Raw genomic sequence first — 22,053 nt, 5'->3', positions numbered from 1 at the left:
CAGGATCCACGATGCCGCGCCCTCGGCAGCGGCGCTGTCCACGGCTTAGTGAATACTGGATCGACCGCAGGATGACGCCTGCGGAAGAGATGGCGATCGCGGCGTCCGCGCCTCGGGTGCGCCGTTCGATCACCCGAGCCTGTCAGCGCGCCGCCAGCGCGGAGGTACCCCGCTCGGCCAGCGCGATCCGCAGCGGAGACGAGCGTCGCGCCGCGTCGGCGACGGTGGCGGCGGCACAGGTGCGCCGGTCCACGGTGAGCGGCTCATGCTCGCAAAGCCGCGCGGCGGTGCGCTCCACCCGCGTCAGCATCGCGGCGCGGCCCGCGGGGGTCCGCTGGTCGAGGTCGCGCGCGACGATGTGGTAGCTGCTGTCGCCGACGCGCCAGCTCTGCGCGGCGGCGGGCAGAGCGAGCGGCGAGGCGGAGACGAGAACGAGGACGATGTGCGAGCGCATGGCGAGTCTCCGATGGCGACGGGATCGTCGCTGCGTCGGAGACTCGTCGTTCGGCCCCGTCGAGTCGCGGCGGTGGAGCCGATATCCGGCCGATCGTTCGCCGATGATGGGGCGAGAAGTGGCGGTTCAGGGGCAAGCGGGACACCGCCGAAGTGCTGTCAGGCGCTCCTGCTCACACCCGCAGCGCGCTCTCGCGCCCGCGCGGTCCCGCGAGGATCGCGCGGGCATCGCCCGGGGTGCGCGCCTCACCGTGCGGGCCGCCAGCGGCGGCGATCACGCGGTCGAGCAGCTCGAGCCCCTCGGGCCAGCGGCCCAGCCCGCTCGCGGCGTTGATATGGCCGCAGACGCCATAATCGATGAAGTGGCTGCCCCAATCGACCGCGAGGCTGTGCGCTCGGTCGAGCGTCACCCACGGATCGTCGCTCGACGCCACGACGATCGAGGGGAAGGGGAGCGGTTGTTTGGGCGTGGGCGCGAACGGTGCGAGTTCGGGCGCCACGCCGGCACGATCGACATCCGCCGGCGCCACCAGCAGCGCGCCCGCGACCGGCCAGCCATAAGGCTGTGGGCTCAGTGAGGCCCACCACGCCACCGCGACGCAGCCGAGGCTGTGCGCGACCAGGATCACCGGCGCGCGCGCACTCGCCACGGCCTGGTCGATCTTGGTGACCCAGGCGTTGCGATGCGGCCTGTCCCACATGCCCAGGTCGATCCGGGCGGTGTCGGGGCGGCTCTTCTCCCACAGCGTCTGCCAGTGTGCCGGCCCTGATCCGCCCAACCCCGGGACGGTCAGAACGGTCGGTTGCACCGACAGATCGAACGCGGAATGTCCCATGACACACCTCCTGTTGGTGAGACCGCGGCGATCGGTCTAGGGGTCGGCACGGCCGCGGCCTCTGACGCTTAGCTATTGCCTACTAAATCGATCGGCAATCCTGCGGCGCAGCATTTGACGCGAACGGAGGCGGCCGAGCGACGAGCGGTTGCGGCACGGTCGAAGCGACGCGATAGGGGGCCATGCCCAAGCAGCGCGTGGACCAGATGCTCGTCGATCGCGGCCTCGCCGAGTCGCGCACCCGCGCGCAGGCGCTGGTGATGGCGGGGCTGGTCTTCGCCGGCGAGCGCAAGGTCGACAAGCCCGGTCAGGCGCTCGCCGACGACGTGGCGCTGGAGGTGCGCGGGCGTGACCACCCCTGGGTGTCGCGCGGCGGGATCAAGCTGGCGCACGGGCTCGACCAACTCGGCTGGGATGTCACGGGCGCGGTGGCGATCGACGTCGGCAGCTCGACCGGCGGCTTCACCGACGTGCTGCTCAGCCGCGGCGCGGCGCGGGTCTACGCGGTCGACAGCGGCACCAACCAGCTCGCCTGGAAGCTGCGCCAGGACTCGCGCGTCGTCGTCCACGAGCAGACCAGCGCGCGGCTGCTCACCGCCGCGCACGTGCCCGAGCCGATCGACCTGGTGGTGTGCGACGCGAGCTTCATCGGTCTGGCCAAGGTGCTCGAGGTGCCGCTCGGCTTCGTCCGCCCGGGCGGGCGAGTCATGGCGCTGATCAAGCCGCAGTTCGAGGCCGGTCGCCCCGAGGTGGGCAAGGGCGGGGTGGTGCGTGATCCCGCGGTGCACGCGCGCGTCTGCGCGGAGGTCGCCGCGTGGCTGGAGCGAGGCGGCTGGCGGGTCCGGGGCGTGGTCGAGAGCCCGATCACGGGACCCGAGGGCAATGTCGAGTTCCTCGTCGCCGCGGCTCGGGGGTGAAAATGGTACAAGCACCATTTACCTGAGGTGGACGTTGCGGCAGCAGTGCCGAGACGGACCGATCGGGAGACGAAAGTGGGAGGTGTCGCTTCCAGGGAGCAGCTGCGGATGTCGTTCCTGCGCTGGGCGGCGGTGGCGGTGCCCGGCGTGCTGCTGCTCGGCTTCCTGTCGGGGCGCACGGTGCCGTCGGGCGACGCCAACGGCTGGTATCGCGCGCTGGCCAAGCCCGAGCTGACCCCGCCGGGCTGGCTGTTCCCGGTCGCCTGGTCGCTGCTGTACGTGATGATGGGCGTGGCGTTGGCGCTGGTGCTGAGCGCGCGGGGGGCGCGGCTGCGCTGGCTCGCGGTCGCGCTGTTCGCCGCGCAACTCGCCGGCAACCTGCTGTGGACGCCGCTCTTCTTCGGCGCGCACCAGGTCTCGGCGGCGTTCCTGCTGATCGTCGCCATCCTGGGACTGACGATCCTCACCGCGTTCGTCTTCGCGCAGGTGCGCCGTCGCGCCGCGTGGCTGCTCGTCCCGTATATGATGTGGCTGGGTTTCGCCGGCACGCTCAACTGGCGTATCGATCAGCTCAACCCCGACGCGGAACGGCTTGTGTCGCCGGCCGCGGCGTCCCAGATGGTCGGTTAAGCGCCTCTACAGGAAATTGATCTTATGCAGTCCGAGAACCATCTGTTCGGCGACCTCGCCAAGCTCTTCAACGGCGCGGCGGGCACGCTCGCCGGCGTCGGGCGCGAGGCCGAGGCGAATGCCCGCGCCCGCGCGCGCGAGTGGATCGGTGGTCTCGATTTCGTCGCACGCGACGAGTTCGAGGTGGTGAAGGCGATGGCGGCCGCGGCGCGCGACGAGAATGAGGCGCTGCGCGCACGGATCGAGACGCTCGAGGCGGCCCTGGCCGCCAAGTCGGGCGTCTGATCGCGCCGCGCCAGGAGAGGGGGCCGCGTGCCAAGCGATAAGTCACTGATGCTCGACGAGGCCGACGACGACAATGCCGGTGAGGCGCCACTCGACATGCTCGAGGCCTATTTCCTCGCGCATGGCTGGCCGTGCGAGCGCGGCGAGGACGAGATCACGGCCTCGGTCAAGGGCAGCTGGACTGAGTACGAACTTCGGGCGCTGTGGCGCGAGGAGGATGGCGTGCTCCAGCTGCTCGCCTTCCCCGACGTCAAGGTGGCGGAGGGCCGGCGGGCGCCGGTCTACGAGGTGCTCGCGCTCGTCAACGAGCAGCTCTGGATGGGGCATTTCGAGATCTGGTCGAGCAGCGGGATCCTGCTCTATCGCAACGCCACCGCCATCGAGGCCGAGGACGGCGAGGCGACCATGGCGCTGAGCACGGCCGAGCTGCTGGTAGAGTCCGCGATCGACGAGTGCGAGCGCTTCTACCCGGTGTTCCAGTTCGTGCTGTGGGGCGGCAAGTCGCCAAGCGAGGCGATCGCCGCGGCGATGGTCGAGACCGCGGGCGAGGCCTGACGCGCGTGCGGCTGTGGATGATCGGCTGCGGCAACATGGCCTCGGCGATGCTGCGGCGCTGGCTGGCGAGCGGGGCGGTCGCGGCCGAGGATGTCGACGTCGTCAACCGCCAGGATCGCGTCCTGCCCGTCGGCGTGCGTCAGGCGCGTGAGCTGCCCGACGCGCCGCCGCCCGACGCGGTGATCCTCGGCATCAAGCCGCAACAGCTGGAGGAGGTCGCGGCGCTGCATCGCGGCCGGGTCGCCGACGCGCCGCTGCTCATCTCGATGCTCGCCGGGGCCGATCCGGCGCGGCTGGCGGCCGCCTTCCCCGGTCCGGTGCCGATCCAGACCATGCCCAACCTGCCGGTCGAGCTCGGCCGCGGCGTGGTCGCGGTTCACGCGCCCGGCGCGCCGGCGCCGGCGCGCGCGGTGGTGGACCGGCTCCTCGCGCCGCTGGGCCTGGTCGAATGGTTCGACGACGCCGCACGCTTCGCCGCCGCTGGCGCGCTGTCGGGCACCGGCCCCGCCTTCCTGTTCCGCTTCGTCGACGCGCTGACCGCGGGCGGGGTCGCGATCGGCCTGTCACGCGCGGAGGCCGGAGCGGTGGCGCTCGCGACCGTCGACGGTGCGGCGGCGATGGCGTCGGCGAGCGAGCGTAGCCCGGCCGCGCTGGCGGACGCGGTGGCGAGCCCCGGCGGCATGACTCGCGCCGGGCTAGACGTGCTTGACCGCGACCGCGCGCTGGCGGTGCTGCTCGAGCAGACGCTGTGCGCGGTGGCGCGGCGCGGCGCCGAGATGGCGGCGGGCGAATAGTTCATCGAGCCTAGAGCGGCAGGGCGGTGGTCGACTTGATCTCCTGCATCGCGAAGGAGGAGCTGACGTCGTGCAGCGGCGCGACCTTGATCAGCTTGCGATAGATCCGGTCGTAATCGGCGATGTCACGCACCACGACCTTGAGCAGGTAATCGACCTCGCCGCTCATCCGGTAGAATTCCACCACCTCGGGGATCCGAGCCACGCCCTCGGCGAAGGTCTGCAGCCACTCGTCGCTGTGCTGCGTGGTGCGCACGGCCACGAAGACGGTGACGTCGAGTCCCAGTGCGGCGCGATCGAGCAGCGCGACGCGCGACCGGATCAGGCCGACTCGCTCGAGCCGCTTCACCCGCTTCCAGCACGGCGTGGGGGAGAGGCTCACCCGCGCGGCGAGATCGGCGATCGAGATCGTCGCGTCGTCCTGGAGGAGAGCGAGGAGGCGCCGATCGGTCGCGTCAAGAATGATATTCTCCGTCATCGCGTGAATGTAGCATGACGGCATCGAATTCGGCCGCATAAAGTGGGCCGAAGAGACGCATTTCACGCGCGAACGCGGCTATGATCCTCCTCTAGTGGAGGAGGCACGCCATGCTCAGCCGAATGTTCGTCGATCATCCTCGCGCGGCCGGTGAGAGCTACGTCGCGCACGCGCGCGTCGCCTCCCGCTTCGGGCTCTCCCTGATCGGCGCGGGAGCGGCGTGCCTGATCCACGCGCTGGTCCCGGGGCTGTTTCGGTCAACCGGCAGCAGCACCGTGGAGCGCTTGTGCGAGGAGATGGCCGCCCGTCGCCGGGCTGGTTGACATACGGTGCGCGCGGCGCGGCGGGCCCTGACCAGTATCCGCTTCCCAGCGGATCAGGCGCTCAATGGCCGAAGCGCTTGATGCCGCGCCGCCGCAGCTTCTGGCGATGGCGTCGGCGCAGCAGGACGATCGCCGTCGGCACGGCGACCAGAAGGACCGCTCCGATGATCGCATAAGCGACGAGTTCGCGAGTGACGTCGATCATGGCGGGCCTGTGACATAGTCGGTCGCGGCTGTCATCCCGCGAAAACGCTTGGAAAAGGCCGGGGCCAGGTCGGCCGACGGGTGACCGCTTCCCTGCTCGACGCGCGATCGCTTATAGTGGTCCATCGTCCCAGCCGGAGGGGCCGCCATGTTCATTCTCCTCGTCCTCGGAGCGACGCTGATGACCGACGCGCCCGACCAGCAGGCACCAGGCCGCTCGCGCCTGCCGCCGCCCGGCGCGCAGCAGCGCCGGCTCGCGGGCGCGGGAGCGGCGACCAGCTGCGGCGCCGCGGATCTCGTCGGCAAGCGATGGTCCGAGGCGATGCGCGCACCACTGCTGGGCGACGGCCATCGCGAGGTGCGACTGCTGCGCGTCGGTCAGCCGCGAACGACGGACCTGCGCGAGGATCGGCTCAACGTCATCCTCGACTCGGCCGGGCGCGTCGTCGCGATCACCTGCGGCTGAGTGAGCGACGCACGCGTTCCGGAAGGCTGTGGAGCCGGGACGGTACGAAACGGTGCGGAGTAGCTTTGCGGAAGAACTGTAACGAACGTTTCGGCCGATCTCGCTTTATTGCAGTGCTGAAATTCTTCGCCTTGTCAGCCTCCACAACCACAGTTAACCTCATCGACGCTCGAGCAGAAACGTGCGTCCGACCGATCAGGGAAGCGGCGACGACGACAACGGCGGCACCACCGCCGCGTGCTCGTGCATCCCCGGCCGGCCGACCTTCACCGGGAGTGAGACAGGCATGGCATCGAAGCTCAACACAGCGCCGCGGATGGCCGGGCAGCGGATCGACCAGGGCACCTACGGCCCTGGCGACATGGCCGCGCTCGCACCGGTGCGCGCCGGTTCCGTCGGGCAGCGCGCCACGACGGGTCCGCTCGACGGCGCCGCGCTGAGCGCTCAGCCCAGTGTCGCCGCGCCGACGGCGGCCGCCGCGCCGATCCCGGCCTTCGATCTCTCGACCGGCAGGGCGGTGACCACCGCGTTCAAGCTGTACGCGATCGACGTCGCCGATCCGCTCGCCAAGGACCAGTGGCATCTCCAGCGCCTCGGCGACCTCCAGACGGTGTGGAAGGACTATACCGGCAAGGGCGTGACCGTCGGCGTCTACGACTCCGGCGTGCAATATGCGCACTGGGACCTCGACGGCAATTACGACGCCTCCAAGCAGGTGGTGGTCGACGGCAAGGTCTATGACGGCGACTATCGCCCCGCCTCGGGCCCGCACGGCACCTCCGTCGCCGGGCTGATCGCGGCCGAGCGCAACGGCGCGGGCGGGGTGGGCGTCGCTTACGGCGCGCACGTCACCGGTGTGAACATCTTCGACCCCTATTCGGAGGACGATTCGAAGGAGGGGATCTTCGTCAACGGCGCCGATCTCACCAAGTTCTTCGAGGCGGTGAAGCAGTCGGCGCGCTACGACGTCACCAATCACAGCTGGGGCGGGCTCGATTATGTCTCCACCTCCGCGGCCCGGACCACGGCGGGCTCGTTCGCCAACGGGATGGTGACGGCGCTCAGCTACGGCTCGGCCGAGGGACGTGGCGGGCTCGGCACGGTCCACGTCGCCGCCGCCGGCAACGACGTGATCGACGGTCAGGCCGACAGCTGGAAGAGCGACCGCCACATCGTCACCGTCGGTTCGTATCGCGAGGTCGACGGCAGCTCGTCGCAATATGTCGACAGCGGCGCGCACCTGCTCGTGTCGGCGCCGTCGAACGATTATGCCGAGCTCGGCGGTACCGGCCAGGTGACCACCGACCTGCTCGGCCGCGACGGCTACAATACGATAGCGAAGCCCGGCGGCGCCGAGGATTACACCGACTCCTTCGGCGGCACGTCGGGCGCGACCCCGGTGGTGAGCGGCGTCGTCAGCCTGATCCTCGACGCCAACAGCGAGCTCGGCTGGCGCGACGTCAAGGACATCCTCGCCGCCTCGGCCAAGCTGCCGGTCGCCTTCGACACCGGGCAGACCGCGGCGACCTCGACGATCAGCGGCCTCACCTACGTGCTGAACAATCGCCAGTTCCAGCTCAACGGCGACGACGCCGGATGGAACGGCGGCGCGATGCACTTCAGCAACGACTACGGCTATGGCGCGGTCGACGCCTATAATGCGGTACGGCTCGCCGAGGTGTGGTCGCTGTTCGGCGCGGCCAAGACCAGCGACAATGAGGTCAGCGCCACCACTGGTACGATCCGCGTCGTCAAGACCTCGGTCGCCACCAAGGCGGACACTGCGCTGACGCAGTTCCACGACTTCGTCGGTACGCCGACCAGCTTCCAGTTCCGCGTCACCCAGAACGTCGACATCGAGCACCTCGACCTCACGCTCAACTTCGCCACCCTGCTCGGCGACGGCACCTCGCTGCTCAACACCAGCGCGGTCGGGCTGAAGATCAAGCTGATCGCGCCCGACGGGACGGAGGGCTACATCGACCTGAGCGATACAAACGCCACCACCGTCACCGGCTCGTCGCAGACCTTCACCTTCGGGCTCAGCGGCTTCCGCGGAGTCGACACGCTCGGAACCTGGACCTTCCAGTTCGAACAGACCGCCGGCGTGTTCGGCACCTATGACGCCAACCGCACCACCGTGAACACCCTCAAGCTCGACATGTACGGTGCCGCGCCGGGGACGGGCGACGTCTACACCTACACCAACGAGTTCTTCACCATGGCCGCGATCGCGGGCGAGGGCGGGCGGCGCACGCTGGTCGACAGCGACGGCGGCACCGACTGGATCAACGCCGCCGCGATCGCCAGCGACGTGACGATCTCGCTCAAGCAGGGCGGCGTGACCAGCTTCGGCGGCACCAGGGCCTTCACCATCGGCACCGGCACGCAGATCGAGAATGCGGTCAGCGGCGACGGCAACGACACGCTCCTCGGCAACGCGCTGGCCAACGAATTGCATGGCATGCGTGGCAACGACAGCCTGTTCGGCGACGCCGGCAGCGACGTCCTGTTCGGCGGGCTGGGGGACGACCGGCTCGACGGCGGCAGCGGCGCCGACGTGCTGCGCGGCGAGCAGGGCAACGACACCTATGTCGTCGACAACCGGGGCGACGTGGTGATCGAGGATCCCAACCAGGGCACCGACACCGTCTACGCCGCCATTGACTATACGCTCGGCTCCCACGTCGAGAAGCTGTATCTCACGGGCGCGGCGCGTTCGGGCACGGGCAACGGGCTCGACAACGACCTCTACGGTACCGGCGGCGCCGATTCGCTGTGGGGCGTGGACGGCAACGACCTGCTGCGCGGCTGGGAGGGCAATGACAAGCTCTACGGCGGCAGCGGCAGGGACACGCTCTTCGGCGGCGCCGGCGACGATCGGCTCGACGGCGGCAAGGACGACGACACGCTCCGCGGTGAGGCGGGCAACGACACCTATGTCGTCGACAGCCGCGGCGATCAGGTGATCGAGCTCAGCGGGGAGGGTATCGATCTCGTGCTCGCCTCGATCGACTATCGCCTCGCCGCGAACGTCGAGAACCTCACGCTCAGCGGCAGTGCCTACAGCGGCACCGGCAACGCGCTGAACAATGTCATCCGCGGCAGCGCCGGTGCCAATGCGCTGAGCGGGGAGGCCGGCAACGACACGCTGATCGGCGGCGGCGGCGACGACCTGCTCACCGGTGGCAGTGGCAGCGACCGCTTCGTGTTCGCCGACGGCTTCGGCAAGGACACGATCCGCGACTTCGGGCGCGGCGACACGATCGACATCGCGGCCTACACGCTCGACGGCGCGCCGATCGTCACCGACGTGGGCAGCGACACGCTGATCGACCTGGGCGACGGCAACACGATCCTGCTCAAGGGCATCCAGCCGGGACAGCTGAGCTTCACCGGCGACGCCTTCGGCTACGTCGGCTGAGGGTCGCCGGGCCGGCCGGGTGCGATCCGGCCGACCCGCTCAGGCGATCGTCCAGGGATCCACCGGTGTCGCGCGGATCCACCGCGTCGCCAGCCACTTCGCACCGTGGGTGACGGGCAGGCCGGCATGGCGCGACGAAGGGTCGGGACGACCGTCGGCGCCCGTATTGGCGAACAGCAGCGCGTCGCCGCCGCGCGGCGTGACCGTGACGCCCGGCTCGGGAAAGTGCGTCTCGCCCCCGCCGAACCCCTGGTTGAGGTAGAGCAGCACGGTCACGATCCGCTGATTGGCGGCGCCCTGGATCGTGTCGAGGTGCGGGCGATACTCTTGGCCAGGACGATAGCGTAGCACGGTCAGCGGCTCGCCCTGCTCGACGCGGGTGCCGCTGATCGCCGCCACACGCGCGTTGATGGCGCGCACGACCAGATCCTCGCGCGTCGGCCCGATCGCGCCCCCGTCCGAGGTACGGATCGGATGCGCCACCCAGGCGCCGGTGCGCGGATCGATCACGCGCGCCGGCTCGAGCAGCGCCGCGCCCACGCCGGCGAGATGGGCGCACTCGGCGGCCGTGAGCAGCGCGGGGAAGCGGACGACGCGGGGCGTCGTGCTCAACGGGACGGGATCGGGCAGGTGGGTCGGCAGCCCCGCGGCGTCGAGCGCCATCGCCTCCACCAGCGCGAGCTGCGCCGCCGCCACGGGATCGCTGGCCGCGGCAGCCCGCAGCAGCGTGAGCGCGCGCGGCCAGTCCCCGGGCGCACCGGTGCCGTTGGCGGTGAGCGCGACCTCGGTCAGCGCGGCGTCGACGTGACCGATCTCCACTGCCCGCCGCAACCAGATCCGCGCCGCGGCAAGGTCGCGCCGCAGCGGCGTGCCGCGCAGCAGCCAGACCGCGAGCAGCATCGCCGCATCGGCGTCCCCGGCGCGTGCCGCGACGGCGAGCCGCTTGGCGGCGGCGACCGCCTGCCCCGCCGCGGCGAGCCGCTCTGCTTCGTCCACCGCCATCCGCCGCTCCCGCGCCACATTGAAAAAGGGGCCGGGCAGATGCCCGACCCCTCCATCCGTATCACGCTGATCGGCGGATCAGAACTTCGCGGTGAGGCCCATGTAGATAAAGCGGCCGCGGTTATCGTAGATGCCCGAGCCCAGCCCGATGCCGGTGAGGCCGTAGGGCGGCTTGACGTCGCCGATGTTGGTGGCGCCGCCGTAGAAGTTGAACTGGTCGTTCACGTCCAGCGAGAAGCGGATGTCGTTGTACGTGACGGTCGGGTACTTCTTGATCGGCGCATAGTCGGCGTTCTGCGGCGGCTCGCCGTTGACGCCGTTATAGTCCTCCCAGGTGTTCAGGTACATGCCGTCGAGCCAGCGGAGCGTGTGGCCGATGCTGAACGCGCCGAACTTCAGGTTGGTGCTGATGTTGAAGCGATCCGACGGCGTGCCGAGCTCGTCGGTGATGACGTTCTTGAACTGAGGGTTGGACGGATCGGTGAAGTCGTCGCGCTGCAGGATGTGAGTCCACACGCCTTCGACCGAGGCGCGCACGATGCCGAAATCGTGGTTGTACGCGACCTGGGTGTCGATGCCGCGCGCGCGCAGCTGAGCGTAGTTGCGCGGCGAGTCCTGGTACGAGCCCTCGATGATCCGATACGGCTCCTCGCCGTTCGGGCCACCCTCCGCCCCGGCGCGCTGGAACAGCGCGCAGAACTGGTTATCGAGCGACGGCGCGTCGTAGCAGGCGTTGAGGGCCTGCTGGACGTCCGGCGACGTAATCACGTTCTCGACCTTGATGTCGTAATAGTCGACCGACACCGACAGGCCGGGCACGAAGCGAGGCTGGAAGACGCCGCCCAGCGTGATCGACTTGGACGTCTCCTCCGAGAGGCTGCGGTTGCCGCCGCTGTTGATCTCGAGCGACGAGGAGTAGACGTAGTCGTAGCTGGTCGGGATGCCCGCCGCGGCGCAGTTGGCGGCGCGGTTGGCCGAGCCGGTGCCGATGTTGCGCGCCGAGCAGGGGTCCGCCGGAGCCGGCGTGAAATTCTGGCCGGCGGGCGCGTAGGTCTCGCCGAGATAGGGCGAGCGGACCGACTTGGCATAGCCGCCGCGCAGCTGCAGGTCGGCGACCGGGCGCCACACGGCCTGCCCGTTCCAGGCGAACACGGTGCCGACCGAACCCTTGTAATCGGCGACGCGGCCCGCGCCCGAGAGCGTCAGTTCCTTGATCAGGAACACGTCCTTGATCAGCGGGATCGACAGCTCGCCGTACGCTTCCTTCACCTCGAACGCGGGCGAGCGGAAGCTCGGGATCGCGTTGTAGAAGTTATAGCCCGCCTGGGTCAGCGGATCGAGGTCGTAGCTCAGCGTCTCGCGGCGGTACTCGGCACCGACCGAGAAGCCGACGGGGCCGCCGGGCAGCTCGAACAGCTGGCTGAGGTCACCGGCGACATAGCCGCTGGCGACGAACTGGGTCGCCTTGCCCTCGGCGGTCGTCGGGCTGATCAGGTACGCGCGCGCCGCGTCGCTGACCGAGCCCTGGCCGAACGGGTTGAGCGGCACGCAGGCGGCGATGTCGGCGGCGAGGCGCGAGGGATCGCCGCCGATGTCCTCTCCGGCATAGGCCGGGTCGACCTGCGAGCGGCACACGATCTGGCCGGCGGCGTTGCGCGTCGTGTCCACCGCCAGCAGGTAGCGCTGCGTGTTCACGTTGCCGGTGATGACGCTATTCTCTTTGTGCTGGCCGTAGTTGGCCGACACTTCATAGTGCCAGTCGTCGTTGAAGTCGCCGCGCACGCCGACCACGGCGCGATAGGTGTCGCGCACCAGACGTTCGTCGCGCGTGCCCAGATCGATCCAGTTGCGCCGCAGCGAGAAGCGGTAGGTGCCCGCCGCCACCTGCGCCAGCGCCGCCGCCTGGTTCGCCGCCGCGTTGGCGCCGGTGAAGGCGGCGCCGGTGTTCGGGTTCACGCCCGAGTTGATCGCGGCGATCAGCTGCTGCGAGATCGTGCCGCGCGCGGCGCTATCCAGATACGGGTTGTCGAGCCGGATGCCCTCGCGGTTCGTCACGGAGCCGGCGTTGGAGTAGGAACGATCGGAGAAGCCAGCGTCGATCCCGTCCTGCAACGTCTGTCCCTGCGAGAAGAAGGGGCCGCTCTGCGAGCCGAACGCCTCGGTGCGGACGTACTTGGCCTCGATGAACGGCACGAACGCCGGCGACACCTCGAAGTGACCGAGGACGTTGACGACGTAGCGCTTCAGGTCGGGCGAGAGGACGGTCAGGTTCGCCTCGCGGCTGGTCGTGCCGTTGCCGCCGATGAAATTGCCGTTCGGCGCGAGGCCGACGCGCGTGCCCGTCTGCGGCGTCAGCGTGCCGCCGGGCTGGAACAGGTACCCGCAAGTGAACGAGTTGCCGACCGAGTCGGCGCCGCACGGCGCGGTGCCGGCGCGATAGCGGATGCCGACCTGACCGCCGAGCGAGATCGTCGCGCCGCGCAGGTCGTTGTAGAAGGTGCGATCGAACACGCCGTCCGATGGCGCGCTGGCGGCATCGGTGTCGGTGACGATGAAGCTGTTGTTCTGGCGCAGGTTAGGTCGGCCGGACGCGTAATAGTCCTGCTGATGCGCGAACTCGGCGTTGATCGCGATGTTGCCGCGCCCGTCGGCGAAGTTCTTGCCGGCGAGGACCGAGACATACTGGTTGCCGGCGTCCCCGTAGGTGCTGATGCCGTTCTGCCCGTGCAGCTGCAGCCCCTCGTAGCTGTCCTTGAGCACGAAGTTGACCACGCCCGCGATCGCGTCGGATCCGTACACCGACGACACGCCGCCGGTGACGATGTCGACCCGCTCGACCAGGTCGGTCGGGATGGTGTTGACGTCGACGGCGTTGCCGTTGTTGATGATGTCGGCCGAGACGTGGCGGCGGCCGTTGACCAGCACCAGCGTGCGCGAGCGCCCGAGGTCACGCAGGTCGAGGAAGGTCACGCCGCGGGTGCCAAGCCCCGAGGTCGAGTTCTGCGAGCCGAGCGACGGACGCAGCTGCGGCAGCTGGTTGAGCGTGTCGCCGATCGAGATGCGGCCGGTCTCGAAGATGTCCTGCGCGGTGATGGTGGTGATCGGGATCGGTGATTCATCGTTCGGGCGACGGATGCGCGAGCCGGTGACGACGACGTCCTCGGCACCGACCTCGGTCGTGCCCGGCGCGGTGGCGTCCTGCTCCTGGGTCGGCGACCCGGCCTGAGCGAAGGCCGCGACCGGCGACGCTAGGGCAGCGCTCGCGATCGCGGTGGCGCATAGAAAACGCGACAATTTCATGAGGTAACCCCTTTTTATCGATTGGGGTCACTCAAAACGGTGAGGCCGAAAGAAACAAGCCCGGTAGCACCGCTGCAACGCGGCGGTAATAAATTTGCAAAACGATGTGACATTCTTACAACTCTGCGACACGGCAGGGTAGCGGCTTAGCCCAGGCTGAACGAACCGCTCACCCCCGCTGCCTCGGCCGATGGCGCCACCCACAGGCGGAAGGCGCCGGGCTCGACCGTGCGCCGGAGTTCGCGCCCGACGAACAGCAGGTCGTCACGGCGCAGCGCGAAAGCGACCGTCTTCCGCTCGCCTGGCGCCAGCGCCACCCGTTGAAACGCCTTGAGCTCGCGGACCGGGCGGGTGACGCTGGCGGCGACATCGTGGACGTAGAGCTGGACCACTTCCTCGGCGGCATGGCGCCCGCGGTTCGTCACCGTCGCGCGCACCGTCAGCGTACCGCCGGGGGCGAGGCGGTCGCCACTCAGCGACAGGTCCGAGTAAGCGACGTCGCCGTAGGTCAGGCCGTGGCCGAAAGCGAAGAGCGCGCTCTGCTCGAAGTCGCGGTAATGCGCCTTGAACGGCTGGAGCGGGCCGGGCGGGTTGGGGCGCCCGGTGGACTTGTGCGCGTAATAATAAGGTGACTGGCCGGTCGCGCGCGGGAAGGAGACAGGCAGCCGCGCCGAGGGTGGCACCGCGCCGAACAGCATGTCCGCGATCGCCGGACCGTCCTGCGAGCCGAGGAACCAGGTCACCGCGATCGCGCGGGCGCCGAGCACCGTCGCGTCGAGCGCGAGCGCGCGCCCCGTGCGCAGCAGCACCGCCACCGGCGTCCCGGTCGCGGCGACCGCGCGCGCCAGCGCGAGCTGCGGCTCGGGCACCACCACCGCCGAGCGCGACTGCGCCTCCCCCGACATGTCCTGCGCCTCACCGATCGCGAGCACGACGACGTCGGCGGCGCGCGCCGCCGCGACCGCCGCGGCGATCCCGCCGGGGAGCGGCGCGTGGATCGCCGACCCCGGCGTGACGCTCACCTGCGACGCGTCCGCGACCGCGCCGCGGATCGCGGTGGCGAGGTCCACTGCGCCGGCGTCGGTGCCATAGACGTTCCACGGGCCGACCAGGTCGTGCTGGCCCGAGACGAAGGGGCCGATCAGCGCGATCCGCTGGCCCGCGTGCGGCAGCGGCAGCAGCTGGCCGTCGTTCTTGAGCAGCACGATCGAGCGCGCCCCGGCCTCGCGCGCCAGCGCCAGCGTCGCCGGCGTGCGCACCTCGGCACGCTCGCGCGCCGGGTCGATGCGGCAGAACGGATCGTCGAACAGTCCCAGCGCCACCTTGAGCGCGAGCACGCGCCGCACCGCCTCGTCGAGCCGCGCCGCGGGCACCTCGCCGTTAGCGACGAGGCCGGGGAGGTGCTGGAGGTAGAAGCCGCTCTGCATCGACATGTCGACGCCGGCGAGGAACGCCAGCCTGGTCGCCTCGCGCGCGTCGGCGGCGAGGCCGTGCGCGATCAGCTCCTCGTCGCCGGTATAGTCGGAGACGACCAAGCCGCCGAAGCCCCACTCGCGTCGCAGCACCTCGGTGAGCAGCCAGTCGTTGGCGGTGGCGGGAACGCCCGATATCTCGTTGAACGAGGCCATCAGCGTGGGTGCACCCGCCGCCAGCGCCGCTTGGAACGGCGGGAAATAGATCTCGCGCAGCGTCCGCTCCGAGACGTCGACGCTGTTATAGTCGAGCCCGCCCTCGCCGGCGCCATAGGCGACGAAATGCTTGGCGCAGGCGGCGACCGCGCGCGGGTCGGCCAACCCGTTCTCGCCCTGGAAGCCGCGCACCCGCGCCGCCGCCATCAGCCGACCGAGCAGCACGTCCTCGCCCGCGCCCTCGACGCCGCGGCCCCAGCGCGCGTCGCGCGCGATGTCGACCATCGGCGCGAAGGTCCAGTCGATCCCCGACGCCGCCGCCTCCGCGCCGGCGGCGCGCGCGGTGCGGCGCGCGAGCTCGGGGTCGAAGCTCGCCGCCTCGGCCAGCGGCACCGGGAAGACGGTGCGGAAGCCGTGGATGATGTCGGCCGCGAACAGCAGCGGTACCTTGAGCCGCGACTGCGTCATCGCCGCGCGCTGCATCCGCTGCGCCATGACGGCGCCATTGCCGTTGAACACGCCGGTGAGTCGGCCACGCCGGACGTCGCGCAACTGCCCCTCGAAGCTGGCGCCCGCGCCCGCGGGGTTGAGCGCGGTCGCCGCGCCGCCCGCCCAGGCCGCGGCCATCAGCGTGAGCTGGCCCGCTTTCTCCTCCACCGTCATGCGGGCAACGAGCGACTCGACCGCGGCGGGCAGCGGCGCGGCGGCGCGCTCGGCCAGCAGCGCGCGGGCCGGGCTGGTGGCCCAGGCGAGCGTCGCGCCCGCCCCCATCAGCCAGGCGCGGCGCGAGGGCCGTGATGAGTCCTGAGTCATGTCCTCTCCCCTCGTCCGCACAGGATTGATCGTCTCGGATGTTACGTGTAAACGGTTACATCAGCGGCGGCAATGCGCGACGTGCGCGCCGTCCCGGGAGAGGATGTCCACGCGGCGCATGCCGAACGCTACGATCCGTGACGTCGCCCGCGAGGCGCAGGTATCGGTCGCCTCGGTGTCGCGCGCGCTCAACGGGCACGAGCGGGTCCGGCCCGAGCTGCGCGCGCGCGTGCAGGCAGTGGCGGCGCGGCTCGGCTATGTGCCGCACGCCGGCGCGCGCAGCCTCAGCCTGGCGCGAACCTCCGCGATCGGGGTGGTGCTGCCCGATCTCCACGGCGAGTTCTTCTCCGAGCTGCTGCGCGGCATGGATCGCGAGGCGGCGGCGCAGCAGCTCGCACTGTTGCTGACCGTGCTGCAGGACGGGCGGGGGCTCCACACGCTGGCCCGGTTGCGCGGTCAGGTCGACGGGCTGGTGGTGATGGCACCGCAGCTCGGCGCGGCGGAGCTGCGCGCGCAGCTGCCCGCCGGACTGCCCGCGGTATTCCTCAACTGCGTGCCCGGGCTCGCCGGCACGGCGCTGCGCGTCGACAATGCCGCCGGCGCGGCGGCGATGGTCGACCATCTCGTCGCCGCGGGCGCGCGCGCGATCGCGCATGTCGCCGGGCCGCCGGGCAACGTCGACGCCGAGGAGCGCCGTGCCGGCGCGGTCGCCGCGGCCGAGCGCGCCGGTGTCGCGCTGACGGTGATCGAGGGCGACTTCAACGAGGCGAGCGGCGCTGCCGCCGCGGCACAGGTGGCGCACGGCGCGGTCCGGGCCGACGCGCTGTTCGCCGCCAACGATGCCATGGCGATCGGCGCGCTGGTCGCGCTGAAGCGGCACGGGGTCGCGGTGCCGCGACAGGTACGCGTCGCCGGCTTCGACGACATCCCGCTCGCGCGGCTGGTGACGCCGGCGCTCACGACGATGCGGGTCGATATCGCGGCGCTGGGCGCCCGCGCGGTGCAGCTGCTGGCCCGGCGGATCGCCGCGCCGGCTGAGGGGTTGGTGGAGGTCGGCCCGGCCGACGCGGCGGCGATCGTCCCGCGTCTGGTGGTGCGCGACACGACAACAGAAACGGACAGGGAGAAACAGTCATGATCATGGGCTCGAACCGGCGCAGGACGATCCGAGCGGCGTGCGCGCGCGCGACCGCGCTCGGCGCCGTCGGCGCGCTCGGCGCCACGCTCGCCGCGAGCTGGAGCGCCCCCGCGGCGGCGCAGGTGGGGCAGGCATCGCTGCGCGGCGTCATCCGCTCCACCCCCGACAACCCCGTCACCGAGGTGACGATCGTCGAGGTCGCGACCAATTACCGCCGCTCCACCGTCGTCGGTCCGGACGGCAGCTACAATTTCGCCTCGCTGCGTGCCGGCGCCTATCGGCTCGAGATCCGCACCAAGGCGGGCGTGCGCAACTCGGACCAGTTCACGCTTCGAGTCGGCCAGAACGCCGGGCTCGACCTCGATCTCTCCGCCCCCGCCGCGACCGCACCGGCGCCGGCCACGGGAGCGGACGGCAACGGCAACGCGCCGCAGCAGGGCGCGACCGGAGACGCCGCTACCGAGGAACAGGGCGGGGCGACGCCGCAGGCCGAGCCGGGCGACATCATCGTCACCGGCAGCCGGCTGCGCTCGCTCTCGGGCGGGCAGGTGGGCATCAACGTGACCCAGCGGCTGATCGAGCAGCTGCCGCAGAACAGCCGGAACTTCCTCGCCTTCGCCGATCTGGCGCCGGGCGTGCGCTTCATCGAGAGCGCCGACGGCAGCTCGCGCATCCAGGGCGGCGCGCAGGGCAGCAACTCGGTCAACGTCTTCATCGACGGCGTCAGCCAGAAGGACTACGTGCTGCGCGGCGGCCTCACCGGGCAGGACAGCTCGCCGGGCAACCCGTTCCCGCAGCTCGCCATCGGCGAGTATCAGGTGCTGTCGTCGAACTACAAGGCCGAGTTCGACCAGGTCGGCTCGGTCGCGATCGTCGCCGGCACCAAATCGGGCACCAACGAGTTCCACGGCGACGGCTTCTTCGACTACACGAACCAGAACCTGCGCGATCGCCGCCCGACCGAGATCTTCCCGCAGAAGATCGACAAGGTGGCGTCGACCGACAAGCAATATGGCGTCGCGCTGGGTGGCCCGATCGTCAAGGACGTGGCGCACTTCTTCGTCAGCTACGAGGGCAAGCGCCGCGAGATCCCGGTCGACATCCTGCCCGGCAACGGCGTGGCCGTGAGCAGCCTGCCGGCGCAGTATCAGGACCTGTTCGGCTCGTTCAACTCGACCTTCAAGCAGGACCTGTACTTCGGCAAGATCGACCTGACTCCGACCGACAGGGACCTGTTCGAGCTCACCGGCAAGTATCGCAACGAGTCGGGCTATCAGATCAGCAACGGCATCGCCGCCTATTCCACCGCGACCCTGACCAAGGTCGAGGAGATCCGCGCGATGGGCCGGTGGCAGCACAGCGAGGAGAAGTGGGTCAACGACTTCCGCGTCTCCTACGAGGACGTCAGCTGGTCGCCGCAGCCGGCGACGGACGGCATCAGTCAGCAGTTCCGCGCCACCTCGCGCACGCCGACGGGGGTGAGCACCTACAACCTGTTCCGCGACGGTGCCGGGCTGAGCCTGCAGGACAAGGGCCAGACTGGCTGGACGGTACAGGACGACTTCACCTGGACCGGCTTCGAGGGCCACACGATCAAGGTCGGTGCCAAGGCGAAGTGGGTGAAGCTCAACTCGCTCGAGCAGAACCTGATCAACCCGCTCTACTCGTACGATACGACGCTGCCGACCGGCGGCAGCTTCAACAACACGATACCGTACAGCCTCGAGTTCGGCGCCAACGGCTCGCTGGGTGACCCGCGTATCCGCTCGAACAATTTCCAGTTCGGCGCCTACGTCCAGGACGACTGGGACGTGACCGACCGGCTGACGCTCAACCTCGGCGTCCGCTGGGATTACGAGCGCACGCCGGCGTTCCTCAACTACGTCACGTCGGCGGAGGATCTCGCCGCGGTATCCTCGGCGAACTACCCGAACCTCAACGATGCCGATTACAACATCAACGACTATATCTCGACCGGGAACAACCGGAAGGCGTTCAAGGGCGCGTGGCAGCCGCGTGTCGGCTTCACCTACCGGCTCGACGAGCAGGGCCGCTTCACCGTGTTCGGCGGGTACGGCCGGTCCTACGACCGCAACCAGTTCGACTTCCTCCAGCAGGAGCTGTCGAACGGTCGCTTCCAGCGCCGCCAGTTCCTCTTCCAGGGCGCCGACACGGTCAACCCGTGCACGCCGAGCGCGACCTGTATCCCGTGGAGTGACACCTATCTCACCGAGGCAGGCCGGCAGCAGCTCGCCGGGAACGGCGTGCCGGGCGGGCGCGAGTTCCGCTTCATCAAGAACGACCTGAAGATCCCCTACTCGGACCAGTTCAGCCTCGGCATCCGCGGTCGCTTCAACCCGGTCGAGCTCGAGCTGGGTTACACGCGGATCGTCAGCAAGGACGGCTTCGTCTACCTGCTCGGCACGCGCCGCCCCGACGGCTCCTTCTTCGCGCCGTCGCCCAGCACCGGCGCGCCGCAAGGCCCCGACGTGTCGTTCGCACCCTCCGGCTACGGCGCGATCATCATCGGCGACAACGGGCTCGAGACCAAGGCGGACTCGGCCTATGTGAAGCTGACCAAGGCCTATTCGGCGGCGTCGCCGTGGAGCCTGGACGCGACCTACACCTTCACCGCGGCGACCGACAACCGGCCCAACAACGACCAGGCAGCCTACTTCCTGCTCGATTTCCCCAGCGCCTCGGATTACCCGATGCTGCGCTCGGGCGTGGTGCCGCGGCACCGCTTCGTGATCGCGGGCAGCGCCGACACGCCGATCGGCGTGACGCTCTCGGCCAAGTTCCAGATCGAGTCGCCGCTGTTCCAGCGCGCGCTGCTCGACACCGCGACCCCGTATGAGCGCCGGATCGTCGGCTCCGAGGTGTTCGGGCTGGGCGATCGCTGGGGCCGGCGCCAGCTCGACCTCGCCTTCACGAAGTACGTGCCGCTGGGCTTCCTCTCGGACCAGACCCGCGTGCGCCTGCGGGTCGACATCCTCAACGCGATGAACGACCGCAACTTCGTCGACTATAACAACGACCCGACCGACACGACGCGCACCGACGCGTCACCGAGCATCTATCGCGAACGCTCGACCTACAGCATCGGCGGCAATCCACCGCGCACGGTGAAACTCTCGGCCGGGTTCAGCTTCTGACCCATGACGCGGCGGACGAGCTGTGTGACCTCGTCCGCCGCGCCCTATTCGCAGGAGGTGCATGATCCTCGACCGACGTGATATGCTGCGCGCCGCCGCGTGGGGCGGCGCGGCCCTCGCCGGGGGATGTACTGCCCCGGCACCGCGTGTCCCGCGGCTCGCTTTCCCCGGCGTGCTGCCCGAACTGGGCACCACCCCCGCCTCGGCGAGCGACCCGCTGATGGACGACATCCAGAAGCGTACCGTCAGCTTCTTCTGGAACACCACCGACCAGGTGATGGGGCTCGCTCCCGATCGCTGGCCCACCCCGAGCTTCGCCTCGATCGCCGCGGTCGGCTTCGCGCTGACCACCTATCCGATCGCGGCGACGCGCGGCTGGATCACGCGGCCGGCGGCGGCCGAGCGGACGCTCACCACCTTGCGCTTCTTCGCCGAGGCGCCGCAGGGGCCGGGGGACGACACCAGCGGCTACAAGGGCTTCTTCTATCACTTCCTCGGCACCACCAAGGGCCACCGCTTCGCGCGCTGCGAGCTGTCGACGATCGACACCGCGCTGCTGCTCGGCGGCGTGCTGTTCGCGCAGACCTGGTTCGACGACCCGACCGACGCGCGCGAGAAGCAGATCCGCGACCTCGCGGACCAGATCTACCGCGGCGTAGAATGGGACTGGATCACGCCGCGCGCGCCCTTCGTGGCGATGGGCTGGCACCCCGAGAGCGGCTTCATCGGCTCCGACTGGAACATCTACAACGAGAGCCTGATCCTCTACGTGCTCGCGCTCGGATCGCCGACCCACGCGCTGCCGCCCACCACCTGGGACGAGTGGACCGCGCGCTTCGACCCCTCGTGGGACGAGAAGTACGACAACCCCTTCACCGCCTTCCCGCCGCTGTTCGGCCACCAGTACAGCCAGGTGTGGCTCGACTTCCGCGGCGTGCGCGACGCCTACTCCATTCGGCGCGGGCTCGACTATTTCGAGAACAGCCGCCGCGCCACCTACGCGCAGCGGCGCTATTGCATCAACAACCCGCCGGGCTGGCGCGGCTATGACGAGAACGTCTGGGGCCTCACCGCGTGTGATGGCCCGGGCGACTTCGTCCGCGAGATCGACGGGCGCAACCGCGAGTTCTTCTCCTACTCGGCGCGCGGACCCGGCGACCGCGACGACGGCACGATCGCCCCGACCGCGGCGCTCGGCTCGATCGCTTTCGCGCCCGAGATCGTGCTTCCCGCCGCGCGCGAGATGTACCAGCGCTACGGCACCGCGATCTACGGTCAGTACGGCTTCTTCGACAGTTTCAACCCGACGCTGACGCTGCCGGACGTACCGCTCAAGCACGGCAAGGTGGTCCCCGGCGTGGGCTGGGTGGCGAGCGACTATCTCGGCATCGACCAGGGGCCGATCGCCTGCATGATCGAGAATTGGCGCAGCGGACTGATCTGGAAGACGATGCAGCGCAACCCGTACATCCGCGCCGGGCTCGAGCGTGCCGGCTTCAAGGGCGGGTGGATGGGGAGCTGAGCGCGCCGTCGCCTGGGGGTAGTTCGGCGACGCCTGTTCCCTTCCGCGCCTCGTCATCCCGGTCTTGAGCCGGGATCCGCCCGTCCGCGCGCCGACGGTCGCGGCGCTCGCGGCAACATGGATGCCGGGT

General features: G+C 70.0%; 18 protein-coding genes. 11 read left to right on the top strand and 7 right to left on the bottom strand.

The genetic code is table 11. The annotated features are described in order from the left end of the window. Nucleotides 1–142 precede the first annotated feature (142 nt). On the bottom strand, nucleotides 143–454 hold the full coding sequence (locus FHY05_RS01170; protein WP_183942590.1) for a UrcA family protein: 312 nt from the start codon (nucleotides 452–454) through the stop codon (nucleotides 143–145). Nucleotides 455–626: 172 nt separating this feature from the next. Continuing rightward, the gene (locus FHY05_RS01165) at nucleotides 627–1,289 is read right to left on the bottom strand and encodes an alpha/beta hydrolase (protein WP_183942589.1); all 663 of its coding nucleotides are present in this window, start codon (nucleotides 1,287–1,289) and stop codon (nucleotides 627–629) included. A 182-nt stretch (nucleotides 1,290–1,471) separates the two neighbouring features. On the opposite strand from FHY05_RS01165, the gene FHY05_RS01160 reads away from it, so the two are divergent. From FHY05_RS01160 to FHY05_RS01140, 5 genes are all read left to right on the top strand, one after another. Then, nucleotides 1,472–2,206, top strand: coding sequence for a TlyA family RNA methyltransferase (locus FHY05_RS01160; protein WP_183942588.1), 735 nt, complete (start codon nucleotides 1,472–1,474; stop codon nucleotides 2,204–2,206). A 108-nt stretch (nucleotides 2,207–2,314) separates the two neighbouring features. Continuing rightward, nucleotides 2,315–2,836, top strand: coding sequence for a TspO/MBR family protein (locus FHY05_RS01155; protein WP_183942587.1), 522 nt, complete (start codon nucleotides 2,315–2,317; stop codon nucleotides 2,834–2,836). Between the two features lie 24 nt (nucleotides 2,837–2,860). Then, nucleotides 2,861–3,121: an accessory factor UbiK family protein gene (locus FHY05_RS01150; protein ID WP_183921080.1), complete on the top strand. Its 261-nt coding sequence runs from the start codon at nucleotides 2,861–2,863 to the stop codon at nucleotides 3,119–3,121. Nucleotides 3,122–3,169: 48 nt separating this feature from the next. Beyond that, on the top strand, nucleotides 3,170–3,676 hold the full coding sequence (locus FHY05_RS01145) for a YbjN domain-containing protein (protein ID WP_183942948.1): 507 nt from the start codon (nucleotides 3,170–3,172) through the stop codon (nucleotides 3,674–3,676). Nucleotides 3,677–3,681: 5 nt separating this feature from the next. Further along, nucleotides 3,682–4,470 (top strand): pyrroline-5-carboxylate reductase dimerization domain-containing protein, encoded by a 789-nt coding sequence (locus FHY05_RS01140; RefSeq protein ID WP_311732338.1) that lies wholly within the window; start codon nucleotides 3,682–3,684, stop codon nucleotides 4,468–4,470. Between the two features lie 10 nt (nucleotides 4,471–4,480). On the opposite strand, the gene FHY05_RS01135 is transcribed toward FHY05_RS01140, so the two are convergent. Then, nucleotides 4,481–4,948, bottom strand: coding sequence for an Lrp/AsnC family transcriptional regulator (locus FHY05_RS01135; protein ID WP_221190931.1), 468 nt, complete (start codon nucleotides 4,946–4,948; stop codon nucleotides 4,481–4,483). 122 nt (nucleotides 4,949–5,070) lie between these two features. Between FHY05_RS01135 and FHY05_RS01130 the strand changes: the two genes are divergently transcribed. Beyond that, nucleotides 5,071–5,271: a DUF6356 family protein gene (locus FHY05_RS01130; protein WP_260181078.1), complete on the top strand. Its 201-nt coding sequence runs from the start codon at nucleotides 5,071–5,073 to the stop codon at nucleotides 5,269–5,271. Nucleotides 5,272–5,332: 61 nt separating this feature from the next. Here FHY05_RS01130 and FHY05_RS01125 read toward each other — a convergent pair whose 3' ends face one another. Then, a complete protein-coding gene (locus FHY05_RS01125) occupies nucleotides 5,333–5,476 on the bottom strand; it encodes a hypothetical protein (protein ID WP_183942585.1) in 144 nt (47 codons plus the stop codon). A gap of 147 nt (nucleotides 5,477–5,623) precedes the next feature. Between FHY05_RS01125 and FHY05_RS01120 the strand changes: the two genes are divergently transcribed. Further along, complete coding sequence (locus FHY05_RS01120) at nucleotides 5,624–5,941, top strand: I78 family peptidase inhibitor (protein WP_183942584.1); 318 nt, start codon at nucleotides 5,624–5,626, stop codon at nucleotides 5,939–5,941. Nucleotides 5,942–6,227: 286 nt separating this feature from the next. Beyond that, nucleotides 6,228–9,365: a S8 family serine peptidase gene (locus tag FHY05_RS01115; RefSeq protein WP_183942583.1), complete on the top strand. Its 3,138-nt coding sequence runs from the start codon at nucleotides 6,228–6,230 to the stop codon at nucleotides 9,363–9,365. Between the two features lie 39 nt (nucleotides 9,366–9,404). Here FHY05_RS01115 and FHY05_RS01110 read toward each other — a convergent pair whose 3' ends face one another. From FHY05_RS01110 to FHY05_RS01100, 3 genes are all read right to left on the bottom strand, one after another. Continuing rightward, nucleotides 9,405–10,367, bottom strand: coding sequence for a 2OG-Fe(II) oxygenase (locus FHY05_RS01110; protein ID WP_183942582.1), 963 nt, complete (start codon nucleotides 10,365–10,367; stop codon nucleotides 9,405–9,407). Between the two features lie 78 nt (nucleotides 10,368–10,445). After that, nucleotides 10,446–13,667: a TonB-dependent receptor domain-containing protein gene (locus FHY05_RS01105; RefSeq protein WP_183942581.1), complete on the bottom strand. Its 3,222-nt coding sequence runs from the start codon at nucleotides 13,665–13,667 to the stop codon at nucleotides 10,446–10,448. A 146-nt stretch (nucleotides 13,668–13,813) separates the two neighbouring features. After that, on the bottom strand, nucleotides 13,814–16,108 hold the full coding sequence (locus FHY05_RS01100; protein ID WP_183942580.1) for a glycoside hydrolase family 3 N-terminal domain-containing protein: 2,295 nt from the start codon (nucleotides 16,106–16,108) through the stop codon (nucleotides 13,814–13,816). A gap of 118 nt (nucleotides 16,109–16,226) precedes the next feature. On the opposite strand from FHY05_RS01100, the gene FHY05_RS01095 reads away from it, so the two are divergent. From FHY05_RS01095 to FHY05_RS01085, 3 genes are all read left to right on the top strand, one after another. Next, entirely contained in the window at nucleotides 16,227–17,246 is a 1,020-nt protein-coding gene (locus FHY05_RS01095) for a LacI family DNA-binding transcriptional regulator (protein ID WP_183942579.1), read from the top strand. Further along, nucleotides 17,243–20,401 carry a TonB-dependent receptor domain-containing protein gene (locus FHY05_RS01090; protein WP_260181077.1) on the top strand — a complete coding sequence of 1,053 codons (3,159 nt, stop codon included), beginning with the start codon at nucleotides 17,243–17,245 and terminating at the stop codon, nucleotides 20,399–20,401. Before FHY05_RS01095 ends, FHY05_RS01090 begins: the two co-directional genes overlap by 4 nt. A gap of 64 nt (nucleotides 20,402–20,465) precedes the next feature. After that, the gene (locus FHY05_RS01085) at nucleotides 20,466–21,923 is read left to right on the top strand and encodes a glucoamylase family protein (protein ID WP_409321554.1); all 1,458 of its coding nucleotides are present in this window, start codon (nucleotides 20,466–20,468) and stop codon (nucleotides 21,921–21,923) included. Nucleotides 21,924–22,053: the final 130 nt, after the last annotated feature.

Origin of the sequence: Sphingomonas sp. BK580 (genome assembly GCF_014194975.1) — a bacterium.
Lineage (GTDB): Bacteria > Pseudomonadota > Alphaproteobacteria > Sphingomonadales > Sphingomonadaceae > Sphingomonas.
The sequence above is the reverse complement of the archived record's forward strand: the minus strand, read 5'-3'. Positions and strand labels throughout refer to the sequence as shown.